At 42.4% G+C, this 25,003-nt stretch carries 21 protein-coding genes and 1 riboswitch; all 21 genes read left to right on the top strand.

Features of this window, described 5'->3' with window-relative positions:
- Nucleotides 1-36 precede the first annotated feature (36 nt).
- On the top strand, nucleotides 37-1,152 hold the full coding sequence (dnaN, locus tag LU279_RS11730) for a DNA polymerase III subunit beta (protein ID WP_274422690.1): 1,116 nt from the start codon (nucleotides 37-39) through the stop codon (nucleotides 1,150-1,152).
- Nucleotides 1,153-1,161: 9 nt separating this feature from the next.
- Nucleotides 1,162-1,371 carry an RNA-binding S4 domain-containing protein gene (locus LU279_RS11725; protein WP_138270989.1) on the top strand — a complete coding sequence of 70 codons (210 nt, stop codon included), beginning with the start codon at nucleotides 1,162-1,164 and terminating at the stop codon, nucleotides 1,369-1,371.
- A gap of 3 nt (nucleotides 1,372-1,374) precedes the next feature.
- The gene (gene recF / locus LU279_RS11720; protein WP_274422689.1) at nucleotides 1,375-2,478 is read left to right on the top strand and encodes a DNA replication/repair protein RecF; all 1,104 of its coding nucleotides are present in this window, start codon (nucleotides 1,375-1,377) and stop codon (nucleotides 2,476-2,478) included.
- A gap of 136 nt (nucleotides 2,479-2,614) precedes the next feature.
- A complete protein-coding gene (locus tag LU279_RS11715) occupies nucleotides 2,615-5,332 on the top strand; it encodes a hypothetical protein (RefSeq protein ID WP_274422688.1) in 2,718 nt (905 codons plus the stop codon).
- A gap of 36 nt (nucleotides 5,333-5,368) precedes the next feature.
- Nucleotides 5,369-6,247 (top strand): 16S rRNA (adenine(1518)-N(6)/adenine(1519)-N(6))-dimethyltransferase RsmA, encoded by an 879-nt coding sequence (gene rsmA / locus LU279_RS11710; RefSeq protein ID WP_274422687.1) that lies wholly within the window; start codon nucleotides 5,369-5,371, stop codon nucleotides 6,245-6,247.
- Nucleotides 6,248-6,750: 503 nt separating this feature from the next.
- Nucleotides 6,751-7,212 carry a DUF1002 domain-containing protein gene (locus tag LU279_RS11705; RefSeq protein ID WP_274422686.1) on the top strand — a complete coding sequence of 154 codons (462 nt, stop codon included), beginning with the start codon at nucleotides 6,751-6,753 and terminating at the stop codon, nucleotides 7,210-7,212.
- A 569-nt stretch (nucleotides 7,213-7,781) separates the two neighbouring features.
- Nucleotides 7,782-8,687, top strand: coding sequence for a S1 RNA-binding domain-containing protein (locus LU279_RS11700; RefSeq protein WP_274422685.1), 906 nt, complete (start codon nucleotides 7,782-7,784; stop codon nucleotides 8,685-8,687).
- A gap of 54 nt (nucleotides 8,688-8,741) precedes the next feature.
- Nucleotides 8,742-10,409, top strand: a complete 1,668-nt coding sequence (locus tag LU279_RS11695) for a putative manganese-dependent inorganic diphosphatase (protein ID WP_274422684.1) — start codon at nucleotides 8,742-8,744, stop codon at nucleotides 10,407-10,409.
- Nucleotides 10,410-10,426: 17 nt separating this feature from the next.
- On the top strand, nucleotides 10,427-11,011 hold the full coding sequence (locus tag LU279_RS11690; RefSeq protein WP_274422683.1) for a flavin reductase family protein: 585 nt from the start codon (nucleotides 10,427-10,429) through the stop codon (nucleotides 11,009-11,011).
- Between the two features lie 114 nt (nucleotides 11,012-11,125).
- A complete protein-coding gene (locus LU279_RS11685) occupies nucleotides 11,126-11,638 on the top strand; it encodes a shikimate kinase (protein ID WP_274422682.1) in 513 nt (170 codons plus the stop codon).
- Nucleotides 11,639-11,949: 311 nt separating this feature from the next.
- Nucleotides 11,950-13,242 (top strand): UDP-N-acetylglucosamine 1-carboxyvinyltransferase, encoded by a 1,293-nt coding sequence (locus LU279_RS11680; RefSeq protein WP_274422681.1) that lies wholly within the window; start codon nucleotides 11,950-11,952, stop codon nucleotides 13,240-13,242.
- Between the two features lie 81 nt (nucleotides 13,243-13,323).
- Nucleotides 13,324-13,423, top strand: a riboswitch (SAM riboswitch).
- 105 nt (nucleotides 13,424-13,528) lie between these two features.
- Nucleotides 13,529-14,710, top strand: a complete 1,182-nt coding sequence (metK, locus tag LU279_RS11675) for a methionine adenosyltransferase (RefSeq protein WP_274422680.1) — start codon at nucleotides 13,529-13,531, stop codon at nucleotides 14,708-14,710.
- Between the two features lie 194 nt (nucleotides 14,711-14,904).
- Nucleotides 14,905-16,071 (top strand): sensor histidine kinase, encoded by a 1,167-nt coding sequence (locus LU279_RS11670; RefSeq protein ID WP_274422679.1) that lies wholly within the window; start codon nucleotides 14,905-14,907, stop codon nucleotides 16,069-16,071.
- On the top strand, nucleotides 16,068-16,757 hold the full coding sequence (locus LU279_RS11665) for a response regulator transcription factor (protein WP_274422678.1): 690 nt from the start codon (nucleotides 16,068-16,070) through the stop codon (nucleotides 16,755-16,757). The genes LU279_RS11670 and LU279_RS11665 overlap by 4 nt, the downstream gene beginning before the upstream one ends.
- Before the next feature lie 458 nt (nucleotides 16,758-17,215).
- On the top strand, nucleotides 17,216-18,829 hold the full coding sequence (locus LU279_RS11660; RefSeq protein WP_274422677.1) for a glutathione ABC transporter substrate-binding protein: 1,614 nt from the start codon (nucleotides 17,216-17,218) through the stop codon (nucleotides 18,827-18,829).
- A gap of 182 nt (nucleotides 18,830-19,011) precedes the next feature.
- Entirely contained in the window at nucleotides 19,012-19,932 is a 921-nt protein-coding gene (locus tag LU279_RS11655) for an ABC transporter permease (protein WP_274422676.1), read from the top strand.
- A gap of 11 nt (nucleotides 19,933-19,943) precedes the next feature.
- A complete protein-coding gene (locus tag LU279_RS11650) occupies nucleotides 19,944-20,846 on the top strand; it encodes an ABC transporter permease (RefSeq protein WP_274422675.1) in 903 nt (300 codons plus the stop codon).
- Between the two features lie 11 nt (nucleotides 20,847-20,857).
- A complete protein-coding gene (locus tag LU279_RS11645) occupies nucleotides 20,858-21,841 on the top strand; it encodes an ABC transporter ATP-binding protein (RefSeq protein WP_274422674.1) in 984 nt (327 codons plus the stop codon).
- A 6-nt stretch (nucleotides 21,842-21,847) separates the two neighbouring features.
- Nucleotides 21,848-22,822 carry an ABC transporter ATP-binding protein gene (locus LU279_RS11640; RefSeq protein WP_274422673.1) on the top strand — a complete coding sequence of 325 codons (975 nt, stop codon included), beginning with the start codon at nucleotides 21,848-21,850 and terminating at the stop codon, nucleotides 22,820-22,822.
- Nucleotides 22,823-22,862: 40 nt separating this feature from the next.
- Nucleotides 22,863-24,173, top strand: a complete 1,311-nt coding sequence (locus tag LU279_RS11635) for an alpha-L-fucosidase (protein WP_274422671.1) — start codon at nucleotides 22,863-22,865, stop codon at nucleotides 24,171-24,173.
- 36 nt (nucleotides 24,174-24,209) lie between these two features.
- Nucleotides 24,210-24,971: a DeoR/GlpR family DNA-binding transcription regulator gene (locus tag LU279_RS11630; protein WP_274422670.1), complete on the top strand. Its 762-nt coding sequence runs from the start codon at nucleotides 24,210-24,212 to the stop codon at nucleotides 24,969-24,971.
- Nucleotides 24,972-25,003: the final 32 nt, after the last annotated feature.

Raw genomic sequence — 25,003 nt, 5'->3', positions numbered from 1 at the left:
AAGCCATTTTCAAACAGGAAGGGAGTTATACACAACATGAAAATTATCTGTTCCAAAACAAGTTTATTAAAAAGCGTAAATATCTCTTTGAAAGCTGTTCCTTCTAAAACAACAATGCCTATTCTGGAATGTATCCTGATCGATGCATCAACAAACCAGATCAAATTTACTACAAACGATATGGAACTGGGAATTGAAACGATTGTTGACGGAACAATTGCTGAAAAAGGAATGGTTGCTCTTGATGCAAAAATTTTCTATGAAATCATCAGAAGACTTCCTGATAATGATGTGACCATCCATACAGACGAAAAATATGTTGCCACGATCACCTGTGAAAAAGCAAAATTTACAATACCGGGAAAAACAGGAGAAGACTTTGCCTATCTTCCGGTTATTGAACGGGATGAATCCCTTACTCTTTCACAGTTTACTTTGAAAGAAATGATCCGTCAGACTCTGTTTTCTATTGCTGTAAACGAAAATAACCGATTAATGACAGGTGAGCTTTTTGAGATAAAGGATAATTGTCTGAAAATAGTGTCTTTGGACGGCCATCGTATATCCATTAGACGCATGCCGCTTAAGAGAGAATATTCTGACAAAAAGATTGTCGTTCCAGGAAAGACACTCAGTGAGATCAGTAAAATTCTTTCCGGCGAGGTTGATGATCAGGTAAGTATTTATTTTACAAAGAATCATATATTGTTTGAGTTTGATCAGACCATGGTGGTATCCAGACTGATCGAGGGAGAATACTTCCGCATTGATCAGATGATCTCCAGTGATTATGATACCAGGCTGTCTGTAAACAAGAAAGAATTTCTGAACTGTATTGACCGCGCCACACTTCTTGTAAGAGAAGGTGATAAAAAACCGATCGTTATTGATATCAGAGATAACAAAATGGAGCTTAAAATCGATTCTTCCATGGGTTCCATGAATGAAGAGATCGATATCGAGAAAGAAGGAAAGGATATCCTTATCGGATTTAACCCGAAATTCCTGATCGATGCTTTGAAAGTTATTGATGATGAAACTATTCATATGTATCTTATGAACCCCAAGGCGCCATGTTTTATCAGAGATGATGATGAAACTTACACCTATCTGATCCTGCCTGTAAATATCAGCCAGAATCAGGCAAGATAAAGGAGGATTATTGTGGAAATCAAAATCAGAGATGAATTTATCAAGCTGGGACAGGCTTTGAAACTTGCCGGAGTTGTGGAAGACGGTGTTGAAGCAAAGTTTGTTATTCAGGACGGACTTGTTAAAGTTAATGGCGAAGTGGATGAACGGCGCGGCAGAAAAGTGTACGAGGGAGATGTGATCTCCTTTAACGGACAGGATATAAAAGTGATCAGGTAGATTATGTATATAGAGTCTGTACAATTAAAAAATTTCAGAAATTATGAAACCCTTGAACTGAATCTTGACAGAGAAACAAATATTTTTTACGGGGATAATGCTCAGGGAAAAACCAATATTCTGGAATCTGTTTATCTCTGTGGGACAACAAAGTCTCATAAGGGAAGCAAGGACAGAGAAATGATCCGTTTCGGTCAGGAGGATGCTCATATCCGGATGATGGTAAAAAAGGACGGTCTTTCTTATAAGCTGGATATGCATCTTCGGAAAAACAAATCCAAAGGAGCTGCAGTCAACGGGCTTCCGGTTAAAAAGGCAAGAGAACTTTTCGGTATTGTCAATCTTGTATTTTTTTCGCCGGAGGATCTGAATATTATTAAAAACGGGCCTGGTGAAAGAAGACGATTTCTGGATCTGGAACTGTGTCAGCTGGATCAGATCTATCTGTCTGACCTGGCCGGATACAATCATATTGTGAATCAGAGAAACCGCCTTCTGAAGGATATGTATGCCAATCCAACTTTGAAAGATACTCTGGACGTATGGGATCATCAGATGCTGCAGTATGGAAAAAAGCTGATCCGTAAAAGGCAGACTTTTGTTGAAGAGCTAAATGAGATTATTTGTGATATTCATAAAAATCTTACCGGAGGGGAAGAACTTCTTCAGGTTATTTATGAACCAAGTGCACAGGAAGAGAATTTTGAAGAGCTGCTCTGCAGAAACAGGGACAGGGATATCCGGATGAAAATGACATCTTCAGGACCTCACAGAGATGATCTGTGCTTTCTGGTAAACGGCATTGACATCAGGAAATACGGATCGCAGGGACAGCAGAGGACAGCCGCTCTGTCTTTGAAACTTTCAGAAATATATCTTGTAAAGAAAAAAATCGGAGATACACCGGTGCTTCTTCTGGATGATGTACTTTCAGAGTTGGACAGCAGCCGTCAGACGTATCTTCTGGACAGTATTCATGATATTCAGACATTGATCACCTGTACAGGTCTGGATGATTTTGTGAACCATCAGTTTCACATTAATAAAGTATTCCGGGTTGTGAAAGGCGAAGTTTTTAATCCGGTAAAAAAGAACAGCGAACTGTAAGCAGCAGTAATTTTTTCCCCGGAATTTATTTTTTCCGGGGAAAGTTCTTTGACAAGCATAAATGCATATGTTAAACTTGTTTTAATTATGGAAAGTTGGTGAATGTATATTGGATAAAGAGGAATTTCGAATAAAAATGAGCCGTATTGAGAACCTTTTAGCCCAGAAGAAATATAAAGAGGCTATGGAGGTTGTTGACAGCATTGACTGGCGCAGAGTAAAAAATGTTCATAATCTGTGCGTGGTCGGTGAGATTTATGCTATCAATAAGAGATATCAGGACAGTAAGGAGATTTTTCTTCTGGCATACCATCGGGCGCCTATCGGCAAAAATATCCTGTACAGGCTGATCGAGGTATCTCTGAAAATGCAGGATTTTCAGGAAGCAGACGAGTTTTATGAGGAATATCTTGAGGTTGCTCCCAATGACAATACCCGGTATATTCTGAAATATAAGATAAGCAAAGCAAAACAGGTTTCTCTGGACGAGCAGATCCGTATTCTGGAAGAATATAAGGAGCGTGAGTTCACAGAACGCTGGTCCTATGAGCTGGCAAAGCTGTACTACCAGAAGGGCGATATGAAGAAATGCCTGGAAATGTGCAATGACATTATTCTCTGGTTCAATGAAGGCCGTTATGTGCTGAAGGCAATGGATCTGAAGAACCGCATGGGACAGCTTACCGGGAAAGAAAGAGAGCAGTATGAGAAACAGTTTATTCCGAATCTGACAACTGTGGATCAGATAACTCAGTCAGCAGGATCCAGGGAAAACAGTTCCGAGAATAAATATGAGACTGCTATGGATGAAGATTCTCCTGTAATTGATAATGTTCGTATTGATGAGCGTGATGTAAATAACGCTGAAAGTATCCAGGAAAAAATTTCAAAGGGAATCCGGGACATCTTTAACGGCAAAAAGAAAGAAGAGGATTTCACAAAAGAAGAGGAAGAATTTCAGGAGGAAATGATCCGGGATCGTTCTTCAGAGAAAGAACATAAAAATGTACCGGATCTTGAACCGGAAGAAGATTCTGTTATGCGGGAGGAAGAACCTGCAGAAGAATATATTCCTGAGGAAGACACACAGAAACAGGAAGAAGCAAATGAGCCGGAAATTGACGTAAATGAGATATTTGAGGATTTTTCCGACCAGACAGAGGTTGCACGTCTGGAAGAAGAAGAGACTCTTTCCGGCAGCAGCGCAGAGCTTCCACAGCTTGAAATTCCGGAATCCATGAAAAATATAGATCTGGAAAATTCTGCTGTGACAGAAATTCCAAAGGCTCCGGACGTAACACTGCCGGGAGCAGAGAAGAATGTTCTGGAAACAGAAAGCGATCTTGATTTTAACCTGGAAGAAATGATCCTTTCAGCAGCAACTGCCCAGGGAATTGAAATTCCGGATGATGAACTGAAAACAGAGGACGTTCACACAACAGAGCCTGATGATGAAGATTATATGACTGAGGAAGATCTTCGGAAAGCAGAAGAAGAATTCCTGAATGGTCCGGCAGGAAGAAACGTTCACAAAGAGCCGAAAGAGCTTCAGGAAGAAGAGTTTGAGGAAGCAGATGAGTTTTATGAGGATGCTTCTGATGATGAAGAAGAAGATGACTTCTACGGCGATGAATATGATGACGGGGATGATGATTTCTACGAAGATGAGTCAGACGATGAGGACGACGACTTCTATGAAGACGAGTCGGATGATGAGGATGACGATTTCTACGAAGATGAGTCAGATGATGAGGACGACGATTTTTATGAAGATGAGTCAGACGACGAATATGACGACTTCTACGGCGAAGATTCGGATGATGCTTCCGAAGAGCTTTATGAGGAAGAATTTAAAGATTTCCCTGTTGTAAGCCGCAGACCGCTTCCTAAAAAGAAAGTTGCAGAGAAAATCTCCGATGAGAACAATGCGGTGATCAGGAAGCCGGATCCGGACAGAAAAACAGTATTTAAAGAAGAGCCGGTAAGCCAGCAGATTCCTCGGAAGAAGAAAAATGTCCGTCTGAGCCAGGCTGAGGAACTGGAACGGTTTGTGGACAGCATCCGTCCTCAGGAGGCAATGGATATTATCCCAAGGGAAAAGAATCTTACAGACAGTGAGAAAAAACTGTTTACATATTTTGCAAGAGTACCGGGGCTGAGAGAACAGCTTGTCGATGCGCTTTGTGACGTTCAGATGGCTGCTGCTGACAAAACATCCAGAACCGGAAATATTATTGTTATGGGCGGAAGAGAAACAGGAAAAACAAGACTGATCTCCGGACTGATTCCTGCAATCTGTAAGGAACTGAATCTTGAAGCCGCCAAGGTTGCCTATGTATTTGCAGAGCAGATCAACGGCAAAAATATTCCTGCAATCGTCAAAAAGATGGCAGGTGGTTTCCTTGTAATCGAAAATGCAAACCAGCTTAAAAAAGAAACAGTAAATCAGTTAAGCAAGGCAATGGATTTCCGCACAGACGGAATGATCGTGATCCTGGAAGATGAAAAGATCGGAATGAGAAAGCTGATGGCAAGATTCCCGAAATTTACATCCAAGTTTACATCCATGATCAATATTCCGGTATTTACCAATGACGAGCTTGTAAACTTTGCAATGGTTTACACAAGAGAACGGGGCTATACGATTGCTCAGGAGGCAATGCTCGCTCTTTATAATCTGATCAGTGTGAATCAGAAAGAGGATGTGCCTATGAATGTGGGGGCAGTAAAAGAGATCATTGACAATGCCATAGCCAAATCTACCGGCGGAATCCGTAAGCTGAGCAGAAACATTTCCAAGAAGAGAACAGATATGGATGGATATACAGTTCTCTACGAAAAGGATTTTAAGTAATATAAAAAATAAATAACGGAAAAGGAAGTAAAGATTATGACCAGACCTTATCTTGGAAATCCCAAATACACGATTGAAGTTCTTCAGAAGTATGGATTTGTTTTTCAGAAAAGGTTTGGTCAAAATTTTTTGATCGATACTCATGTTCTGGAAAAAATCATTCGTGCATCTGAAATAACAAAAGATGATTTTGTACTGGAAATAGGACCCGGAATCGGAACTATGACCCAGTATCTGGCAGATTCTGCCAGGGCAGTTACAGCAGTGGAGATTGACGATGCTCTGATTCCCATACTGCAGGACACATTGAAAGACTGGGATAATGTAAATGTGATTCACGGAGATATCCTGAAAACAGATATCCAGAAGATTGCAGATGAAAAAAATCAGGGAAAAGCGATCAAAGTAGTGGCAAATCTGCCTTATTATATTACAACGCCCATTATTATGGGGCTGTTTGAGAGCCATGTTCCGGTAGAATCCATAACCGTAATGGTTCAGAAAGAAGTGGCAGACCGTATGCAGACAGGACCTGGCTCAAAGGATTACGGGGCTTTGTCTTTGGCAGTTCAGTATTATGCGGAACCGGAGATCGTTGCTAATGTGCCTCCGAATTGTTTTATGCCCAGACCGAAGGTGGGAAGCGCTGTGATCCGTCTGAAAAGACACAGTAAGCCTCCTGTTCAGGTTCAGGATGAAAAGCTGATGTTCCGTCTGATTCGTGCATCTTTTAACCAGAGAAGAAAAACAATGGCCAATGGGCTGAAAAATTCTCAGGAACTTAATTATACAAAAGAACAGGTAGAAAGCGCGATCAGCGCCTGCGGTCTTCCTCTGAACATCAGAGGAGAGGCTCTGAGTCTGGAGCAGTTTGCTGCTCTGACAAATGCATTTTGCTGCGCGGCATCCCGGTGATGCTGCAGCAGTGAGAGCTTTTCACATAGATTACAGAAAAAAGAGTATGCAAAAAGCATCCGGTGGCTGGTCGGATGCTTTTTACTTGAAGATTTATTAAATTTAAAAGGAAGGAGAGTTGAATACCTTTATAGGTATCCAACATATGAAAAAGAAAATTATAAAAATAATGTTGGCTGTATTATTTTTATGTAAATAGTATATCTGCAAAATATGAGAGTTTCGTGTTTAAGATATGAAAAAATAATGAACGAAAATAGAAAGATTTATGAATAGAAGAGCTGTTTTGAAGGTGAGAAGAGGTTCATAAACAGATTACAGCGCAGGTTTGAAAGTATGATATAATAATAACTGTCAGAAAAAGAGATGTTATCGAAAGTGATCCGGAAGGTACTTGCTCAGGTGACCGGAGATGAAATGAAAGTCGCTGTTTCTGATATGATAACAGGAAATCGTAAAAGGGTTTCCGAAACATGGTTTCAGTCAAAATGGAGGTAATAAAAGTGAAAATAAAAAAATTAAGCGCATGGATCCTTGCAGGAGCTTTGACCTGTACAGCGCCTGCTGCTGTATATGCAGACACTACAACAGATGCAATGGTGGATCAGGCAGTGGACCTTCTGAAGGAGAGCGGAGTGGGAGATCTTCTTTCGGATCCGGACAAGGTGGTTGATATTATTGTATCTGCTATGGATTCAATTGGACAGGCAGACGTGTCTGACGAGGAAATTTCTTCCGCTATTGACACTGCTGCACAGGCTGCCGGTTTCACTCTGTCAGATTCAGAAAAAAATACCTTGGTAAGTCTTTATAACAAGTTTAAGAATATGGATCTTGACGAGGAACAGTTAAGAGAGCAGGTTCACAAGGTATACGATAAACTGGAGAGCCTTGGGGTGACAAAAGAGGATGTTAAGAGTATTTTCGGGAAACTGGTAGATATGGTCAAGGATATCCTGAATTGACAAAAGCTTCAGACACGCTGGAAATAAAAATAAACGAATTATGCATATGACACAACGTTAATCTGTTAAAATGCAGAAGAACATGATACAATTTTTATAAAAATAAAGAGGAATATAGAAAAATATTGTGCAAATACACGGAAGGTTCATTGTTTATTCATAAAAAGTTCATAAAATATTGCTATGATAAGAACAGTTCGAAAGAACAATGTTATGACGTTGTAATGTTCTTCATTACACATAAATTTTTTCATAATAATTGCCCCGGTAAACCACTGCCGGGGCACTCCTCGTTTACAGAGCTCTCTGATCCAGGGAGCTTTTTTGGTGTTGAAATGTAAATGGGTTGTAGGTCAGAAACTCCATATGGTATAATATGAGCACTTAATGATTCCATGCCGAAGGCGCAGGATGAATTCAGTGAAAATATATGCCCGGACACCTAACGGGAGCGAGCAGCGCAAATACCGGGTTTCGTGTCCACGGTATCATGTGACATAAATCAAAAATGCCTGACAGTTCTGAACGGGGACACAGGAAAATAATGGCAGGAAAGGGAGTCGTATATTATGGCTGAAACAATGAAAGATTATGAAAAAGAGTTGAATGAGTCTATGAAAAAAATAGAAGAAGGAGATATTCTTACCGGAACAGTAGTAAGTGTGGATGAAAAGGAAGTGATCCTTGATCTGAAATATTATGCAGAGGGTGTGATCCCGGTTGAAGATTATACAAGAGAGCCGGGATTTAATCTGAAAGAGGAAGTTCATCCGGGAGATGAGGTTTCTGCTACTGTTGTCCGTAAAGATGACGGAAACGGCAATATCCTTCTTTCCAGAGTCGAGGCGGCAGATGTGCTTGCATGGGAAAAAATCAGCGAATACAAGGAATCAGGAGAAGCGCTTGACGTTACAGTAAAGGGAATCACCAATGCAGGTGTAATTGCGTATGTAGAAGGTGTACGTGGCTTTATTCCGGCATCAAGACTTTCTCTTGGATATGTGGAGGATACAGAGGAATATTTGAACCGTCAGATCAGGGTTCAGGTAATCGAGTGTGACAAAGACAGCAAAAAACTGATTCTTTCTGCAAGGGAACTTCTGAGAGAACAGGCGGAGGAAGAGAGAAAGAATAAAATTTCAAATGTGCAGGTAGGACTTGTAACAGAGGGAACCGTAGAAAGTCTGCAGCCATACGGAGCTTTTGTAGATCTTGGAAACGGTCTTTCCGGTCTTGTTCATATTTCTCAGATCTGTGAAAAAAGGATCAAAAAGCCGTCAGAGGTTCTTACTGTCGGAGATAAAGTAAAAGTTAAGGTAATTGCCGTAAAAGATGGAAAATTAAGTCTCAGCATCAAAGAGGCTGCGGATCTGATGGCAAAGGATATTGAGGAAGAAGTCTATGAGGTTCCGGATGCAGGGGAGGAGGCAACCACTTCTCTTGGATCATTATTTGCAGGGATCAAACTGGACTGATCACTTCAAAGAAATACAGGATCCGTTGAATAAAGAGGCAGCGAGGAGGAATTTATGAGAAAACAGGATAAGATTTTTGTGATCGGACATAAAAATCCGGACACGGACTCTATCTGCTCTGCGATCGCATATTGTGATATCAAAAACAGAACATTTCAGAACAGAAGATATGTTCCCAAACGTGCCGGACAGATCAGTGAGGAAACGGAGTATGTGCTGAATCGTTTCGGGATCCAGCCTCCGGGTTATCTGAGTAATATCGGAACCCAGGTTAAAGATATGGATATCCGAATGAGTCCGGAAGCAGATAAGAGTATGTCACTAAAGAACGCATGGGATCTGATGCAGGAAAACAGTATTGTTTCTCTGCCAATCAGAGATAAGGAAGGCTGTCTGGAAGGTCTGATCACCATTGGAGATATTGCTCAGACCTATATGGACACAACAGACAGCTATCTTCTGTCACGGGCAAGAACTCAGTACAGACGTATTGCGGAAACGATCGGCGGCAGGGTGATCGAGGGAAATGAACACGGATATTTTACAGAAGGAAAGGTTATGGTAGGAACTGCCGACCCGGACAAGATGAGGGAATATGTCCGTGAGAATGATATGATCATTCTTGGAAACAGAGAAGAAGATCATCTGCAGGCCATTGAAATGAATGTAAGCTGTATTATTGTGGGAATGGATATCCAGGTTACAGAAAATGTTCTGAAGCTTGCTCATGAGAAGGATATTGTGGTGATCGCTTCACCATATGATACGTTTACCATATCAAGGTTGATCAATCAGAGTATTCCTGTGCGATACATTATGAAAACAGAAAATCTGGTAACTTTCCATACAGAGGATTTTACAGATGATATTCAGGATGTTATGATCAAGCACCGTCACAGGGCATTCCCGGTAATTGACAAAAAGGGAAAATGTGTGGGAACAATCTCACGTCGTAATTTTCTGGATATGCATAAGAAAAAGGTTGTCCTGGTAGATCATAATGAAAAGGATCAGGCTGTTGATAATATTGAGAAAGCGGAGATCCTTGAGATTATTGATCATCATAAGCTGGGCACGCTGCAGACAATGCAGCCGGTCAGCTTCCGGAACCAGCCTGTAGGATGTACGGGAACGATCATGTATCAGATCTACGGAGAGCAGAAGCTGGAAATTCCGCCTAAAATAGCGGGACTTCTCTGCGCGGCTATTATTTCCGATACACTGATGTTCCGGTCTCCTACCTGCACTCTTCAGGATAAAATGGCAGCAGGAGCCCTTGCGCTGATCGCTGATATTTCCATAGAGGAATTTGCAAAGGAAATGTTTAAGGCAGGAAGCAATCTGAAAGACAAATCACCGGAAGAGATTTTTTATCAGGATTATAAGAAGTTTATTGCAGAGGGTGATGTTACCTTTGGTGTGGGACAGATCAGTTCCATGGACGAAGAGGAGCTGAAAGAAATAAAAGAACGTCTGGAGCCGTTTATGGTAAGTGAATGTGGACGTCATGGAGTTTCCAGGGTTTATTTTATGCTGACAAGCATTATGAACCGTTCCACAGAGCTGCTGTTTTATGGTGAGGGAAGCAAAGAGATGGCAGAGAACGCTTTTGACATGGTGGCTGACAGTGGTTCTCTGTATCTGGAAGGCGTGGTTTCCAGAAAGAAACAGCTGATCCCTGCACTGATGGAAGCTGCCCAGATGCAGAATGAGTACGCGTAAGTTCAGGAGGTGATTTTATGTCAAAACAGAGCTGGAAACCGGGAAATATGCTTTATCCTCTTCCGGTTGTGATGGTTAGCACAGCGGATAAAGAGGGCAGAGATGACATTATAACAGTAGCATGGGCAGGAACTGTGTGTACCAATCCTCCTATGGTATCCGTATCCATCCGTCCGGAGCGTTACTCGTATCATATGATCCGCGAAACAGGAGAGTTTGTGATCAATCTGACTACTGAGGAGCTGGCATTTGCCACAGATTACTGCGGAGTAAAGTCCGGAAGAGATGTTGATAAATTCAGGGAAACAGGGCTGACAAGAGAAACGGCAGAAAAGGTAAAAGCGCCAATGATAGCGGAAGCGCCTGTTTCTATTGAATGTAAGGTAAGAGAGGTCCGGGAACTGGGATCTCATCACATGTTTATTGCCGAGGTTGTGGCAGTACACGCAGACGAAAAATATATGGACGAGAAGAACCGGTTTGATCTGAACAGAGCCCGACCGATTGTATATTCACATGGGGAATATCTGGGAACAGGAAAGAAACTGGGAACTTTTGGTTACAGTGTAAAAAAAGCAAAAAAACACAGTAAAAAACGCTGAAAAATGGAAAAAAAGTGCAGATTTCCCGGGGGATTGCAGAAAAGGGCATTTTATGGTAAAATAATATCCGGTTATTTGCAGATAATATGATAGACAGAGATGTCTGGAGGATATATGAATAACATTACATTGATAGGAATGCCGGGAGTAGGAAAAAGCACCATAGGTGTTGTTCTTGCAAAGGTATTGGGCTATCAGTTCCTTGACTCTGACCTTCTGATACAGAAGCAGGAAAAAAGAAAGCTCCATCAGATCATTGACCAGGAGGGAAATGATGGATTTCAGGAAATAGAGAACCGTGTCAACGCATCTATTGAGGCAGAGGAAACGGTGATCGCCACAGGTGGAAGTGTGGTTTACTGCCGTGAGGCAATGGAGCATCTGAAGTCTTTTGGAACAGTAGTCTATCTGAAGCTGTCATTAAATGAACTGTCAAAGCGTTTGGGAAACCTTAAGGGAAGAGGTGTTGTCCTGAAGGAAGGACAGACGCTGGCGGATCTTTACAGGGAACGTACGCCTCTGTACGAAGAATATGCGGACATTGTGGTCGATCAGGAGGGACAGGATCTGGAAACATGTCTTCAGACAGTTTTGGAAATACTGGAAAAGCAAAAAAGTAGCTGTTGAAACAAAGGAAAGAGCAGAAGCAGTTACTGTGAACGGAGTGAACAGTAACCGGAAGCAGGCATAGATACTTAACTTTTTATTTACAAATGTTAAAAATATGTTATAATACGTTATTGAACATTTTAATATATTAATATTTTTTAGATATGACAAATTATTTCTGGGTTACTGTTTACAGGTTACTGGCCAAATGTGATCACGGAAAGTGATCCGGAATGCAGATCGACCAGGTTGCTGTGAATGGAGTGAACAGTAACATTTCTGGTGTTTGCTTCGGCTTACGGAGTGAAAATAATTCATAGAGGTGTTTTATGGAACAGTATGTAATTAAAGGAGGCAATCCGTTAGTAGGTGAAGTTGAAATCGGCGGAGCCAAAAACGCAGCCCTTGCAATACTTTCTGCTGCAATCATGACGGATGAAACCATATTAATCGAAAATCTGCCTGACGTAAGAGACATCAATGTTTTACTGGAAGCAATTGCCGGGATCGGAGCACAGGTAGAACGGATCAACAGATCTACAGTAAAGATCAATGGTTCTACCATTGCTGATATCAGCGTTGATTATGAATACATTAAAAAAATCCGCGCATCCTATTATCTTCTGGGCGCGCTGCTTGGCAAGTATAAACATGCGGAAGTACCGCTTCCGGGCGGCTGTAATATCGGAAGTCGTCCCATCGACCAGCATCTGAAAGGTTTCCGGGCTCTTGGAGCAGAGGTAAAGATTCTTCACGGAGCAATTATGGCAAGTGCGGAAAATCTTCATGGAAGCCACATTTTCCTTGATGTTGTTTCTGTTGGCGCAACCATTAACATTATGATGGCGGCATCTATGGCTCCGGGACGTACGATTATCGAAAATGCGGCCAGAGAGCCACATGTGGTAGACGTTGCCAACTTCCTGAACAGCATGGGAGCCAACATTAAGGGAGCTGGAACAGATGTGATCCGCATCAAAGGTGTGGAGAAACTTCACCGCACAGAATATTCTATTATTCCCGACCAGATTGAGGCAGGAACCTTTATGTTTGCAGCGGCAGCTACAGGCGGAGATATTACAGTAAAAAATGTAATTCCCAAACATCTGGAAGCAACTACTGCAAAGCTGGAAGAAATCGGCTGTGAGGTAGAGGAATTTGACGATGCAGTTCGCGTTCGCGCAGGAAAGAGACTGCACAGAACTCATGTAAAAACACTTCCCTATCCGGGATATCCCACTGATATGCAGCCGCAGATCGCTGTAACTCTGGCGCTGGCAGAGGGAACAAGTATTGTTACAGAGAGCATTTTTGAAAACCGGTTCAAATATGCGGACGAGCTTTCCAGAATGGGAGCAAACATCAAAGTAGAAGGAAATTCTGCGATCATTGACGGAGTACGCAAGCTTACAGGCGCAAGAGTCAGTGCACCGGATCTTCGTGCAGGTGCAGCCCTGGTAATTGCAGGTCTGGCAGCAGACGGCATAACGGTTGTGGACGATATTGTTTACGTTCAGAGAGGGTATGAGAATTTCGAAGAAAAGCTGAGAAGTCTTGGAGCAGAAATCGAGAGAGTTTCCGGTGAAAAAGAAATCCAGAAATTCCGTCTTCGCGTAGGATGATCCGGAAAACATATATTTTTTCTTGACAAACGGAAAAAATAAGTATATTGTATGATTGTTACAAAGCAAATAGAGAACGGCCTTTTATTCAGAGTGGTGGAGATACAAAGGATCTGTGAAGCCACGGCAACCCCTCTATTGAGGAAGGTGCCAGCCTGAGCGAGTGATCGAACAATAAGAGGATTGAAAGATAAATTCAGACAGTCCGATTATTCGGGCTGTCTCTTTTGTTTACCAATACCCGGGATAATGGAGTTTCGGGTCGTTATGAAGAAAGGAAAACGCAATGGAAAAAATTTTATTTACTTCCGAATCTGTTACTGAAGGCCATCCGGATAAAATGTGCGATGCCATTTCCGACGCCATTCTTGACGCACTGATCGAGCAGGATCCAATGAGCCGTGTTGCCTGCGAAACAGCAACTACAACAGGTCTTGTTCTGGTTATGGGTGAGATCACAACAAACGGATATGTTGATATTCAGAAAATCGTAAGAGATACTGTAAGAGAGATCGGTTATACTCGTGGCAAATATGGTTTTGACGCAGATACCTGTGCAGTTATCACTGCTATTGACGAGCAGTCTGCAGACATTGCCCTTGGCGTTGACAAGGCTCTGGAAGCAAAAATGGGCGAGGATGAGATCGATGCCATTGGAGCAGGAGATCAGGGTATTCAGTTTGGATATGCATCCAATGAAACAGAGGAGTATATGCCGTATGCAATTAACATGGCACACAAACTTGCACGTCAGCTTACCAAGATCCGTAAAGACGGAACTCTCAGCTATTTAAGACCGGACGGCAAAACTCAGGTTACTGTAGAGTATAACGAAGAAGGCAAGCCGATTCGTATTGATGCCGTGGTATGCTCTACTCAGCATGATCCGGACGTTACTCAGGAGCAGATCCATGAGGATATTAAGAAATATGTATTTGACGCCATCATTCCGGAGGATATGGTAGATGAAAATACAAAATATTTCATCAATCCTACAGGCCGTTTCGTAATCGGCGGACCTCACGGAGACAGCGGTCTTACAGGACGTAAGATCATTGTTGACAGCTATGGCGGATATGGCCGTCACGGCGGCGGCGCTTTTTCCGGAAAGGACTGCACAAAGGTAGACCGTTCCGCAGCGTATGCAGCACGTTATGTTGCAAAGAATATTGTTGCAGCAGGCCTTGCTGATAAATGCGAGATCCAGCTTTCCTATGCGATCGGTGTTGCACAGCCGACTTCCATTAATGTGGAGACTTTTGGAACAGGAAAACTTTCTGATACAAAGCTTGTTGAGATCATTCGTGAAAACTTTGATCTTCGTCCGGCAGGAATTATCCGTATGCTGGATTTAAGAAGACCGATCTATAAACAGACTGCAGCTTACGGACATTTCGGACGTACAGATGTAGATCTTCCATGGGAAAAACTTGATAAAGTAGATGATCTGAAAAAGTATCTTGCATAAGATGATTTTATAGAAAATTTAGACATAGAAATCTGACGATGTGATATAATGAACGCACAGGTGGTAATGTGATTTTGCTGCCCGTGCGTTTTTATATGCCGGAAAAAGCAGTATGATATATTGTTCTGCCAGACAGGGAAGTTTGCAGGAAAATGCGAGAAATTTCTTCCGTCTGATGGAAACAGGGAGGCTTCATGAAATTACAGACAAGAATTATGGTTGGCTTTTTTATGATCATTCTGGTACCTCTTCTTTTGTTTGCCGCCACACTTCACGGAATGCGGGAAGCACAGATCAGGGAGGAAAAAAAGACAGAAACAGCTGAAACAGTGTCGGCAGAGCATGATTATGGTTATGGGATCACCATTGCTGATTCTGAAACAGGGCAGGATGGGCTTCAGATCATGACAAAGGATCTGTTTGTTTCTGCTCTGGTGATACTTGTATTTACCAGTTTATCTGTGGGACTGTGGATTTACAGGAGTATTGCCACTCCTCTTGTGAAGCTGCGCAAGGCCACCAGGAATATTAAGGATGGGAATCTGGATTTTGTGCTGGATGTGGAAGGAACAGATGAATTTTCTGAGCTGTGCCGGGATTTTGAAGAAATGCGGCGGCGGCTGAAGGAATCAGCAGAGGAAAAGCTCATTCTGGATAAGGAAAACAAGGAACTGATCAGTAATATTTCCCATGATCTCAAAACACCTATCACAGCAGTGAAGGGATATGTAGAAGGTATTATGGACGGAGTTGCAGACACTCCCGAAAAAATGGACCGCTATGTAAGAACCATTTATAATAAAACAAACGAAATGGATCACCTGATCAACGAGCTTACCTTTTATTCCAAGATCGACACAAACAGGATTCCATATACATTCAGCAAACTGAATGTGGACGATTATTTTTCTGACTGTGCAGAGGAAATCGGTCTGGAACTGGAAACGAGAGGGATTCAGCTCTACTATGCCAATTATGTTGACAGAAATGTGCTGGTGATTGCAGACGGAGAGCAGATTCGCCGTGTAATCCATAACATTATCGGAAATGCTATCAAATATATGGACAAGACAAAGGGCGTGATCCAAATCCGGGTGAAGGATGTGGGGGATTTTGTTCAGGTAGAGATCGAGGACAATGGAAAAGGGATCGCATCCAAGGATCTCACTTATATTTTTGACCGTTTTTACAGGACTGATGTTTCCAGAAATTCTTCCAAGGGCGGAAGCGGCATCGGTCTTTCCATTGTAAAAAAGATTATGGAGGATCATGGAGGAAAGGTTTGGGCTACCAGCCGTGAGGGAATCGGAACCATTATGTATTTTGTTTTAAGAAAATATCAGGAGGTACCAATGAAATGAGTAAAATATTGATCGTTGAAGACGAAGAGGCTATTGCAGATCTGGAAAAGGACTACCTGGAACTTTCCGGTTTTGAGGTGGAGATTGCTAACAGAGGCGATACCGGACTCCAGAAGGCAATGACAGAGGAATACGATCTGATCATTCTGGATCTTATGCTTCCGGAGGTGGATGGGTTTGATATCTGCAAGCAGGTACGTCAGGAAAAAAATACACCGATCATTATGGTATCTGCCAAAAAAGACGATATTGACAAGATCCGGGGCCTGGGTCTGGGGGCGGACGATTATATGACGAAGCCTTTTAGTCCAAGTGAGCTGGTTGCCAGAGTCAAGGCCCATATGGAACGATATAATCGACTGGTGGGATCCGGAGCTGTAAAAAACGACGTGATCGAGATCCGGGGGATCAAGATCGATAAAACTGCAAGACGTGTGTGGGTAAACGGAGAAGAAACTACTTTTACTACAAAAGAGTTTGACCTTCTTACATTTCTGGCAGAAAATCCCAACCGTGTATTTACAAAAGACGAACTGTTCCGGGAAATATGGGCGATGGAATCCGTGGGAGATATTGCCACAGTTACGGTCCACATTAAAAAGATCCGGGAAAAGATTGAATTTAATACAGCCAAGCCTCAGTATATTGAAACCATATGGGGCGTAGGATACCGGTTTAAAGTTTAAAGAGAAAACAGGGAAAACGGAAGAAAGGCTTTCCCAATAGGATATAAGAGCTATTTATATAAGGACAGACTGGAAAAGAAGATTTTCCGGGCTGTCCTTTTTTCAGGTCTGCTGTGTGAAAAAGGCAGAGTGTATAATTTCTGATAAAAGAAAAATGTTTGATTCATCCTGTTTTGGATTGTTTATACTTATTTGTTAAATAAAAACAGGACAGAGTAAGAATAATCAATAAAAAATAATAAAAAATCATTGACAAATATGTAGAAAATTGTTATACTGTGGATATCGAATTAAGGCAAAGTATTTTTTATGAGTATGCAAAGGGGCAAATTGTTGAATCAGATCAGATAATGAGAACATTGCAAAATGCAAAAAATAAGAGATGCTTTTTTTGTACCCATATTTCATAACGAAATTGTAACTTATTAACAAATAAAAAAGAAAAAGGAGAAAGATTTATGAAGAATCGTAAAAAAGTTCTCGCAGCTCTTCTGGCAGGCGTAATGACACTGTCAATGGGCACAACAGTATTCGCAGCAGAAAAAGAAGACGGATACGCACTGAAGGCAACCAACACAGAAGCAAAATCCCCGGACAATGATCTGGTGATCGCAATCGAGGGAAGCGTAAGTTCCATGGACCCGGCAAATATTCCGGATACAAACGCAATTTCCGCAACCCGTGGATGCTACGAAATGTTAGTAGCATTTGATGAGAATCAGGAGATTCAGGGACAGCTTGCAGATTCCTGGGAAGTATCTGAGGATTCTCTTACTTACACTTTCCATCTTCGTGAAGGCGTTAAGTTTACAGACGGAACAGACTTTAATGCAGCAGCAGTAAAAGCAAACTATGAGCGTATCATTGATAAAGAAAACAATCTTCGTCAGAGAAGAACTTTTGTTGTAACTGGAGAAGACGGATCAGAAACATACCGTGTGGAAAGCATCGAAACTCCGGATGACTACACTGTAGTATTCAAACTCAGTGAGCCATGGGCGCCGTTCATCAATCGTATGACACAGATCTGCATGATCAGCCCGGCTGCTCTTGAGGAATATGGCAATGATATTATGAATCATCCGGTAGGAACCGGCCCGTTCATCTGCACAGAGTGGGAAGAGGGAGATCATACAACTTTTGAGCGCAATGAAGATTACTGGGGCGAAAAAGCTTCTGTAGATACTGTTACTATTAAAGAGGTTCCGGAGGCTGGTTCCCGTACTGCTATGCTTCAGACTGGAGAGGCAGATCTCGTTTATCCGATGCCGTCAGACCAGATCGAGGCAATCAAAGGCAATGATGATGTAAACGTACTGGCAGCAGACTCCAACATCATGAGATATGTAACTCTGAACATGAATGTTCCGGAGCTGAAAGATGAAAAAGTTCGTCAGGCTATGAACTATGCAATCGATAAAGACGCATACATTCAGCTTATGTATTCCGGATATGCAAAACCTGCAACATCTATCGTTCCTTCTATTATCGGAGGATACAAAGAGCAGACTCCTTATACTTATGATCTTGAAAAAGCAAAAGAGCTTATGAAAGAAGCTGGCTATGAGGATGGATTCAAGCTTACACTGTGGGGAGATAACTCCACTCAGGAAGTAAAAGGTATGACATTTATCAAACAGATGCTTGCTCAGATCAACATTGACGTTGAGGTTCTTCCTATGGAGCCTGCAACACTTAACGACAAGATTTATGTAGATCAGGAAGAAGCAGAAGTTAATATGTGGTATGTAAACTGGTCTGCATCTGACTTTACTATGGATGGTTCTGTTCGTTCCCTGCTTCACAGCGATATGGTACCTCCTACAAGTGCCAACACAGCATACTTTATAAATAAAGACTTTGACAAACTGTTAGATGAAGGTCTTGCAACTGCAGATCCGGACAAACAGGCTGAGGTTTATGGTGAGGCTCAGACAATCGCATGGGAAGCTGCTCCGTGGCTGTTCCTTGGAAACGATCAGATCCTCTATGCATCTAAATCTTATCTCTCCGGCGCATATGTATCTCCGGACGGATCATTTAACTTCACTGAAGCAGTGCTTGCTCAGTAAATAATTAAAAAGTAAATATATAACTGGGGCGACAGGCGCCGCAGAAGTATGTAACAGAACATAAAAGTTCTTAGCAGAAAACTGCCGTTCAACTGTCTGTGACCATTCACAGATGTGGGGACGGCAGTTTTTGTGACTATGGACAATGATTATTTTTTATAACTCAGACTGGAGGCAAAAGAATGGGTAAATATTTTTGTAAGCGTGTTGCAAGCGCAATCCCTCTCCTTCTTGTGATTTCATTTGTAATATTTATGTTTATACATATGATCCCTGGCGATCCGGCCAGAATGATCGCAGGACAGGATGCAACGAAAGAAGACGTAGAAGTTGTAAGAGAACAGCTGGGACTGAATGATCCGCTGCTGGTACAGTATGGAAAATACATGAAAGGTCTTTTTACCGGAGACCTTGGCGATTCTATTAAAAACGGAAAAACAGTTGTTGAGACAATCGCTCCAAGAATGAAACCAACTATTATGCTGACAGTTTCTGCAATGATCTGGGCAACCATTATCGGTATTGCTCTTGGTATTATTTCAGCAGTATTCCATGGAAGAACTCTTGACTATATAGGAATGATCATCGCCATATCAGGTATATCGGTGCCGAGTTTCTGGTTAGGTCTTGAGCTGATCCAGGGATTCTCAGTTGCTCTTCAGTGGCTTCCTACAGGAGGTCTGGATTCCTGGCAGAGCTACATCCTTCCGTCACTTACTATGGGCGCCGGAATCATGGCTGTACTTGGACGATTTACCAGATCTACCATGCTGGAGACCATGCGTGAGGATTATGTTCGAACAGCTCGTGCAAAAGGTCTGAAAGAAACTCTTGTTGTAATGCGCCATGCATTTAAAAACTCTCTTATTGAGATCGTTACAGTTGCCGGACTTCAGATCGGTGGTCTTCTTTCCGGTTCTGTTATGGCTGAAACTGTATTTTCTATTCCGGGACTTGGCCGTCTGCTGGTAGATTCCATTAACTTCCGAGATTACAAGGTAGTACAGGCGCTGCTTCTGTTCTTTGCAGCAGAGTATATTGTCATCAACCTGATCGTGGATGTTCTTTACGGAGTCATCAACCCGAAAATTCGTTATAATTAGGAGGAAAAAATATGGCACAGACAAATACAAATTTAGATCAGAATAAATTTGCTGCTGCTGAAGAGCTTCCTAAGGCGCAGAGCAAGGTAAAAGAATTTACCAAAAAGTTTATGAAGCGTAAAACAGCAGTTGTTTCTCTTGTTTTTATTCTGTTTATTGTTTTAATGGCAATTATTGCACCGTTTATTGTTCCATATGCACCGGATCAGCCGGACTATACAAGTCTTCTTCAGGGACCAAGTGCCGCTCACATCTGGGGTACAGATGAGTTTGGACAGGACGTATTCAGCCGTCTGATGGTAGGTTCCAGACTGTCCCTTTCCTGCGCTCTGATCGCTACGATCATCGGAACAGCCGGCGGTGTTATTCTGGGACTGATCGCTGGTTTCTATGGCGGTTTTGTTGATTCCCTGATCATGAGATGCTGTGATGTGCTTTTCGCATTTCCGGACATCCTTCTTGCAATCGCAGTTGTTGCTATTATCGGACCTGGTATGGTAAACGTTATGATCGCTGTTGCGGTATTTACGGTTCCATCCTTTGCCCGTATCATACGAAGCGCAACTATTTCCGTAAAGCAGTCTCTTTATGTTGAGGTTGCCCGTTCACTGGGATGTAAGAACAGCAGAATTCTGTTTGTTCATGTATTCCCCGGAACAATTCAGTCTATGATCGTAAACTTTACTATGCGTATTGGTACAGCAATCCTTGCTGCATCATCTCTGAGCTTCCTGGGATTCGGCGCAAATGTTACAGAGCCTGACTGGGGTGCAATGCTTTCACTTGGACGTAACTATCTGAATACAGCTCCGCATATGGTACTGTTTCCAGGTATCCTGATCTTCCTTACTGTTCTTGCATTTAACCTGCTTGGCGATGGACTTAGAGATACTCTGGATCCGAAGATGAACTAGGAGGAAAAACCATGGCAGAAAAATTATTGGAAGTAAAAAATCTCCGCACAGAATTTAAGCGGGACAAAACATGGGTAACAGCCGTAAACAATGTTTCTTTTTCCATTGAGAGAGGAGAAATCCTTGGTCTGGTTGGAGAATCCGGCTGTGGAAAGTCAGTAACCTCCCTGTCAGTTATGCGTCTTCTGGCAAGAAACAGCAAGATTTCCAACGGTGAGATTATTCTGAACGGAACTGACCTTTTGAAAGAAGATAAAAAAGGGATGAGAAATATCCGCGGAAGAGAAGTTGCAATGATCTTCCAGGAGCCGATGAACTCCCTGAATCCCTGCATGAAAATAGAGAAGCAGCTTACAGAGGCAATTCTGCTTCATAATGATTTTACAAAAGAACAGGCTCATCAGAGAGCTTATGACGTACTGAAATCCGTAGGTATTCCTGAGCCGGATATGACACTGAAAAGCTATCCGCATCAGCTTTCCGGAGGTATGTGCCAGCGTGTTATGATCGCTATGGCAATGTCCTGTGAGCCGGAGCTGCTGATCGCAGATGAGCCCACTACTGCACTTGACGTTACCATTCAGGCGCAGATCCTTGAGCTTATGGAAGAAATCCGTGAAAAGAAAAATACTGGAATCCTGATGATCACACATGACCTTGGTGTTGTAGCTGAAATGTGCAGCCGTGTAGTTGTTATGTATGCAGGACGTATTGTAGAGGAAGCTCCGGTAAAAGAGCTGTTCTCTGCACCGAAACATCCGTATACACAGGGCCTGATCGCTTCTGTTCCGAAGCTGGGAAGCGGAGTGGAATCACTTCCGTCTATTCCGGGAAGCGTACCGGATCTTTCTGTAATGCCAAAAGGCTGCAAATTCGCGCCAAGATGTAAATACGCAACAGATATCTGCAGAGAGAAGGAACCGGAACTTATGACCGTGGAAGGCATCCACAAATGCAGATGTCATCATATGAATGATCTTGGAAAGGAGGCGTAACTGATCATGAGCGAAGCATTAGTATCAGTAAAAAATATATCAAAAACATTTTCTGCAAATAAGGGGATGTTTGGAAAGAAAAAATTCGTTCACGCAGTAAACGACGTTTCCTTTGATATTATGCCGGGAGAAACTTTTTCCCTGGTAGGAGAGTCTGGCTGCGGTAAATCCACAACAGGTAAACTGATCGATCATCTGATCGTTCCGGATACAGGTGAGATCTGGTTTGAAGGAAAAGATATCTCAAAAATCTCTGATAATGAGATGCGTCCTTTAAGATCTGATATTCAGATGGTTTTCCAGGATCCTTATGGTTCCCTGAACCCACGAATGAAAGTTCAGGATCTGATCGGCGAGCCTCTTCTGATCCATACGAATATGACTGCAGGAGAAAGACTGAAAAAAGTTCATGAACTTCTTGGTGTTGTAGGCTTAAGCCCTTCTCATGGAGAGCGTTATCCTCATGAATTTTCCGGTGGTCAGCGTCAGCGTATCGGTATTGCCAGAGCCCTTACCGTACAGCCAAAACTGATCATTGCCGATGAGCCGGTATCTGCTCTTGACGTTTCCATTCAGGCACAGGTACTGAATCTCCTTCAGAGTCTTCAGAAGGAATATAACCTTACTTATCTGTTCATTTCTCATGACCTCAGCGTTGTAGAAATGATTTCAGACAGAATCGGCGTTATGTATCTGGGAACAATTGTTGAGACAGCGCCGAAAAAAGAACTTTATGCAAATCCGAGACATCCATATACAAGAGCGCTTCTTTCTGCAGTTCCGATCCCGGATCCGGAGAAGAAGTCCAAACGTATTATTTTGCAGGGAGATCTTCCAAGTCCAAGTAACCCGCCAAGTGGATGTCTGTTCCATACACGCTGCCCTCACTGTACAGAGAAATGTAAGACAGAGCGTCCGACTCCGGTAGAGGTAGCACCGGGACATATTGTAAAATGTCATTATCCGGATATTAAGGAGTAAAAAGAAAATCATAAATTAAAATCCGCACAGGAGGAAGGTTATGTACACATTTAACAGAGATGAGTATAACAAGAGAATGGAATGGTACCTGGATGCAAGATTCGGTATGTTTATCCACTGGGGACTTTATTCTATTCCGGCAAGAGGAGAATGGGTAAGAAGCGAGGAGGAAATTCCGAAAGAAGATTACATGAAGTATTTTGAGGAATTTGATCCTGTTGACTATGATCCAAGAGAATGGGCGCGCGCTGCAAAAGAAGCAGGTATGAAATATGTGGTACTTACAGCAAAACACCATGATGGATTCTGCCTTTATGACAGCCAGTACACAGATTTTAAATCCACAAATACAAAATGTGGCCGCGACCTGATCAAAGAATATGTGGAAGCTGTTCGTGCAGAAGGCCTGAAAGTAGGAATTTACTTTACTATTATTGACTGGTATCATGACGATTATCCTCATTACGGAGACAGACAGCATCCAATGAGAAACAATCCGGAGTACAAAAACGACGGACGTAACTTTGATAATTATCTGACTTATATGCATAACCAGATCCGTGAAATCTGTACCAACTATGGAAAGATTGATATTCTGTGGTTTGACTTTTCCTATGATGACCTCAGAGGAGAGGCATGGAGAGCGACAGAGCTTATGGATATGGTAAGAAGCCTTCAGCCGGAAGTGATCATTGACAACCGTCTGGAGTGCAGCGGCGAGGGATACGGTTCTCTGGCTGCATGTAATCCTACTCCGTACCACGGTGATTTTGTAAGCCCTGAGCAGATGATCCCGCCAAACGGAATCCAGGATGTGGAGGGTAATGACATTGCTTGGGAGGCCTGCGTGACTATGAACAATCACTGGGGCTTCTGCGCTACAGACCACTTCTACAAGCCGGCTTCCATGCTGATCAAGAAGCTGGTAGAGTGCGTATCCAAAGGCGGAAACCTGATTCTTAATGTAGGCCCTGATGTTAAGGGTAATATTCCTGAGGAATCCATGGAGATCCTTCGCGAGATCGGTAAATGGATGAAGAAAAACGGAGAGAGTATTTACGGCTGCGGAAAAACAGAGATTGCAAAACCGGATTACGGTCGTGTAACAGGAAAAGGAAATCACAGATATTTCCACCTTTTTGAAAATACAATCGGACCGGTTCCGCTTCTTGGCGTTCCGAAAGACCGTCTGAAAGGAATCCGTTACCTTGCAACAGGCGCTGAGGTTCCGGTTTCCAACAGCTGGGTACACAGTGATTATCCGGACATTGTATTTGCAGATCTCGGACTTGATCCAATTCTGCCGGATCAGACAGATACAGTTCTTGATGTAATACTGACAGAAGAGTAATGGCATAAAAACCTCTTAACGGAAAGGAGGTATTTCATGTTTACAGAAGAAAGACAGGCTGCTATTATACAGTGTCTTCAGGAAAAGGGTAAGGTAAAGGTAAAGTCCCTCAGTGAAAAATTTCATGTGTCAGAGGACTGTATCCGCAAAGACCTGAAGACCCTGGAAAATTCCGGAAAACTGAAAAGAACTTATGGAGGGGCGATCATGTCTCAGGACTATCCCCTCCAGAGAGATGTTATTGACAGACGAAACTATCATCTGGATAAAAAGAAGATCATAGCAGAAAAGGCTTTTGGACTTATCAAAAGCAATGAAACCGTTTTTCTGGATATTTCCACAACAAATATTGAGCTTGCCAAACTTCTTGCTGCCTCCAGGATAAAGGTTGTTGTAGTAAGCAATATGATTGATATTCTGCAGATCCTCGTGCAGAATCCCATGATTACTGTAATCGGTACAGGGGGAACCATGTATCAGGGCGTAAACGGTTTTATGGGAGCGGCAACTATAGAGGTGCTGAAGCAATACAGCTTTGACAGAGCCTTTCTGGGAAGCTGCGGAGTGGATATGGTTGACTGTACTGTCACTACTCTGGGAGTGGAGGACGGATTGACCAAAAAAGCTGTGATCAGCAGTAGCAGACATAAATACGTTGTAATGGAAAAAGAAAAATTTTATTTTAATGATTCATATAAATTTGCGCATTTTGACGACATAAACGGAATCGTAACAGACGAGTATCCGGACAGTACGATCGTGAGGACCCTGGAGGCATCCGGGGTCAGACTGGTATAAATGCCGCAAAATAAAGAATCTTTATCTGGATG

The sequence above is a fragment of the Blautia sp. XA-2221 genome, assembly GCF_028767025.1.
In the GTDB taxonomy this organism is placed as follows: domain Bacteria; phylum Bacillota; class Clostridia; order Lachnospirales; family Lachnospiraceae; genus Blautia_A.
Note: the sequence above shows the minus strand (reverse complement) of the source record. Positions and strands in the feature narration are given on the sequence as shown.

Bases quoted from the DNA above. Each gene is read 5' to 3' on its own strand.
- LU279_RS11665 (WP_274422678.1), top strand. From the start codon at position 16,068: ATGAGTAAAATATTGATCGTTGAAGACGAAGAGGCTATTGCAGATCTG.
- LU279_RS11680 (WP_274422681.1), top strand. From the start codon at position 11,950: ATGGAACAGTATGTAATTAAAGGAGGCAATCCGTTAGTAGGTGAAGTT.
- LU279_RS11700 (WP_274422685.1), top strand. From the start codon at position 7,782: ATGGCTGAAACAATGAAAGATTATGAAAAAGAGTTGAATGAGTCTATG.
- LU279_RS11635 (WP_274422671.1), top strand. From the start codon at position 22,863: ATGTACACATTTAACAGAGATGAGTATAACAAGAGAATGGAATGGTAC.
- dnaN (WP_274422690.1), top strand. From the start codon at position 37: ATGAAAATTATCTGTTCCAAAACAAGTTTATTAAAAAGCGTAAATATC.
- LU279_RS11630 (WP_274422670.1), top strand. From the start codon at position 24,210: ATGTTTACAGAAGAAAGACAGGCTGCTATTATACAGTGTCTTCAGGAA.
- LU279_RS11690 (WP_274422683.1), top strand. From the start codon at position 10,427: ATGTCAAAACAGAGCTGGAAACCGGGAAATATGCTTTATCCTCTTCCG.
- LU279_RS11695 (WP_274422684.1), top strand. From the start codon at position 8,742: ATGAGAAAACAGGATAAGATTTTTGTGATCGGACATAAAAATCCGGAC.
- metK (WP_274422680.1), top strand. From the start codon at position 13,529: ATGGAAAAAATTTTATTTACTTCCGAATCTGTTACTGAAGGCCATCCG.
- LU279_RS11660 (WP_274422677.1), top strand. From the start codon at position 17,216: ATGAAGAATCGTAAAAAAGTTCTCGCAGCTCTTCTGGCAGGCGTAATG.
- LU279_RS11715 (WP_274422688.1), top strand. From the start codon at position 2,615: ATGAGCCGTATTGAGAACCTTTTAGCCCAGAAGAAATATAAAGAGGCT.
- LU279_RS11670 (WP_274422679.1), top strand. From the start codon at position 14,905: ATGAAATTACAGACAAGAATTATGGTTGGCTTTTTTATGATCATTCTG.
- LU279_RS11685 (WP_274422682.1), top strand. From the start codon at position 11,126: ATGAATAACATTACATTGATAGGAATGCCGGGAGTAGGAAAAAGCACC.
- LU279_RS11645 (WP_274422674.1), top strand. From the start codon at position 20,858: ATGGCAGAAAAATTATTGGAAGTAAAAAATCTCCGCACAGAATTTAAG.
- LU279_RS11650 (WP_274422675.1), top strand. From the start codon at position 19,944: ATGGCACAGACAAATACAAATTTAGATCAGAATAAATTTGCTGCTGCT.
- rsmA (WP_274422687.1), top strand. From the start codon at position 5,369: ATGACCAGACCTTATCTTGGAAATCCCAAATACACGATTGAAGTTCTT.
- LU279_RS11655 (WP_274422676.1), top strand. From the start codon at position 19,012: ATGGGTAAATATTTTTGTAAGCGTGTTGCAAGCGCAATCCCTCTCCTT.
- LU279_RS11640 (WP_274422673.1), top strand. From the start codon at position 21,848: ATGAGCGAAGCATTAGTATCAGTAAAAAATATATCAAAAACATTTTCT.
- recF (WP_274422689.1), top strand. From the start codon at position 1,375: ATGTATATAGAGTCTGTACAATTAAAAAATTTCAGAAATTATGAAACC.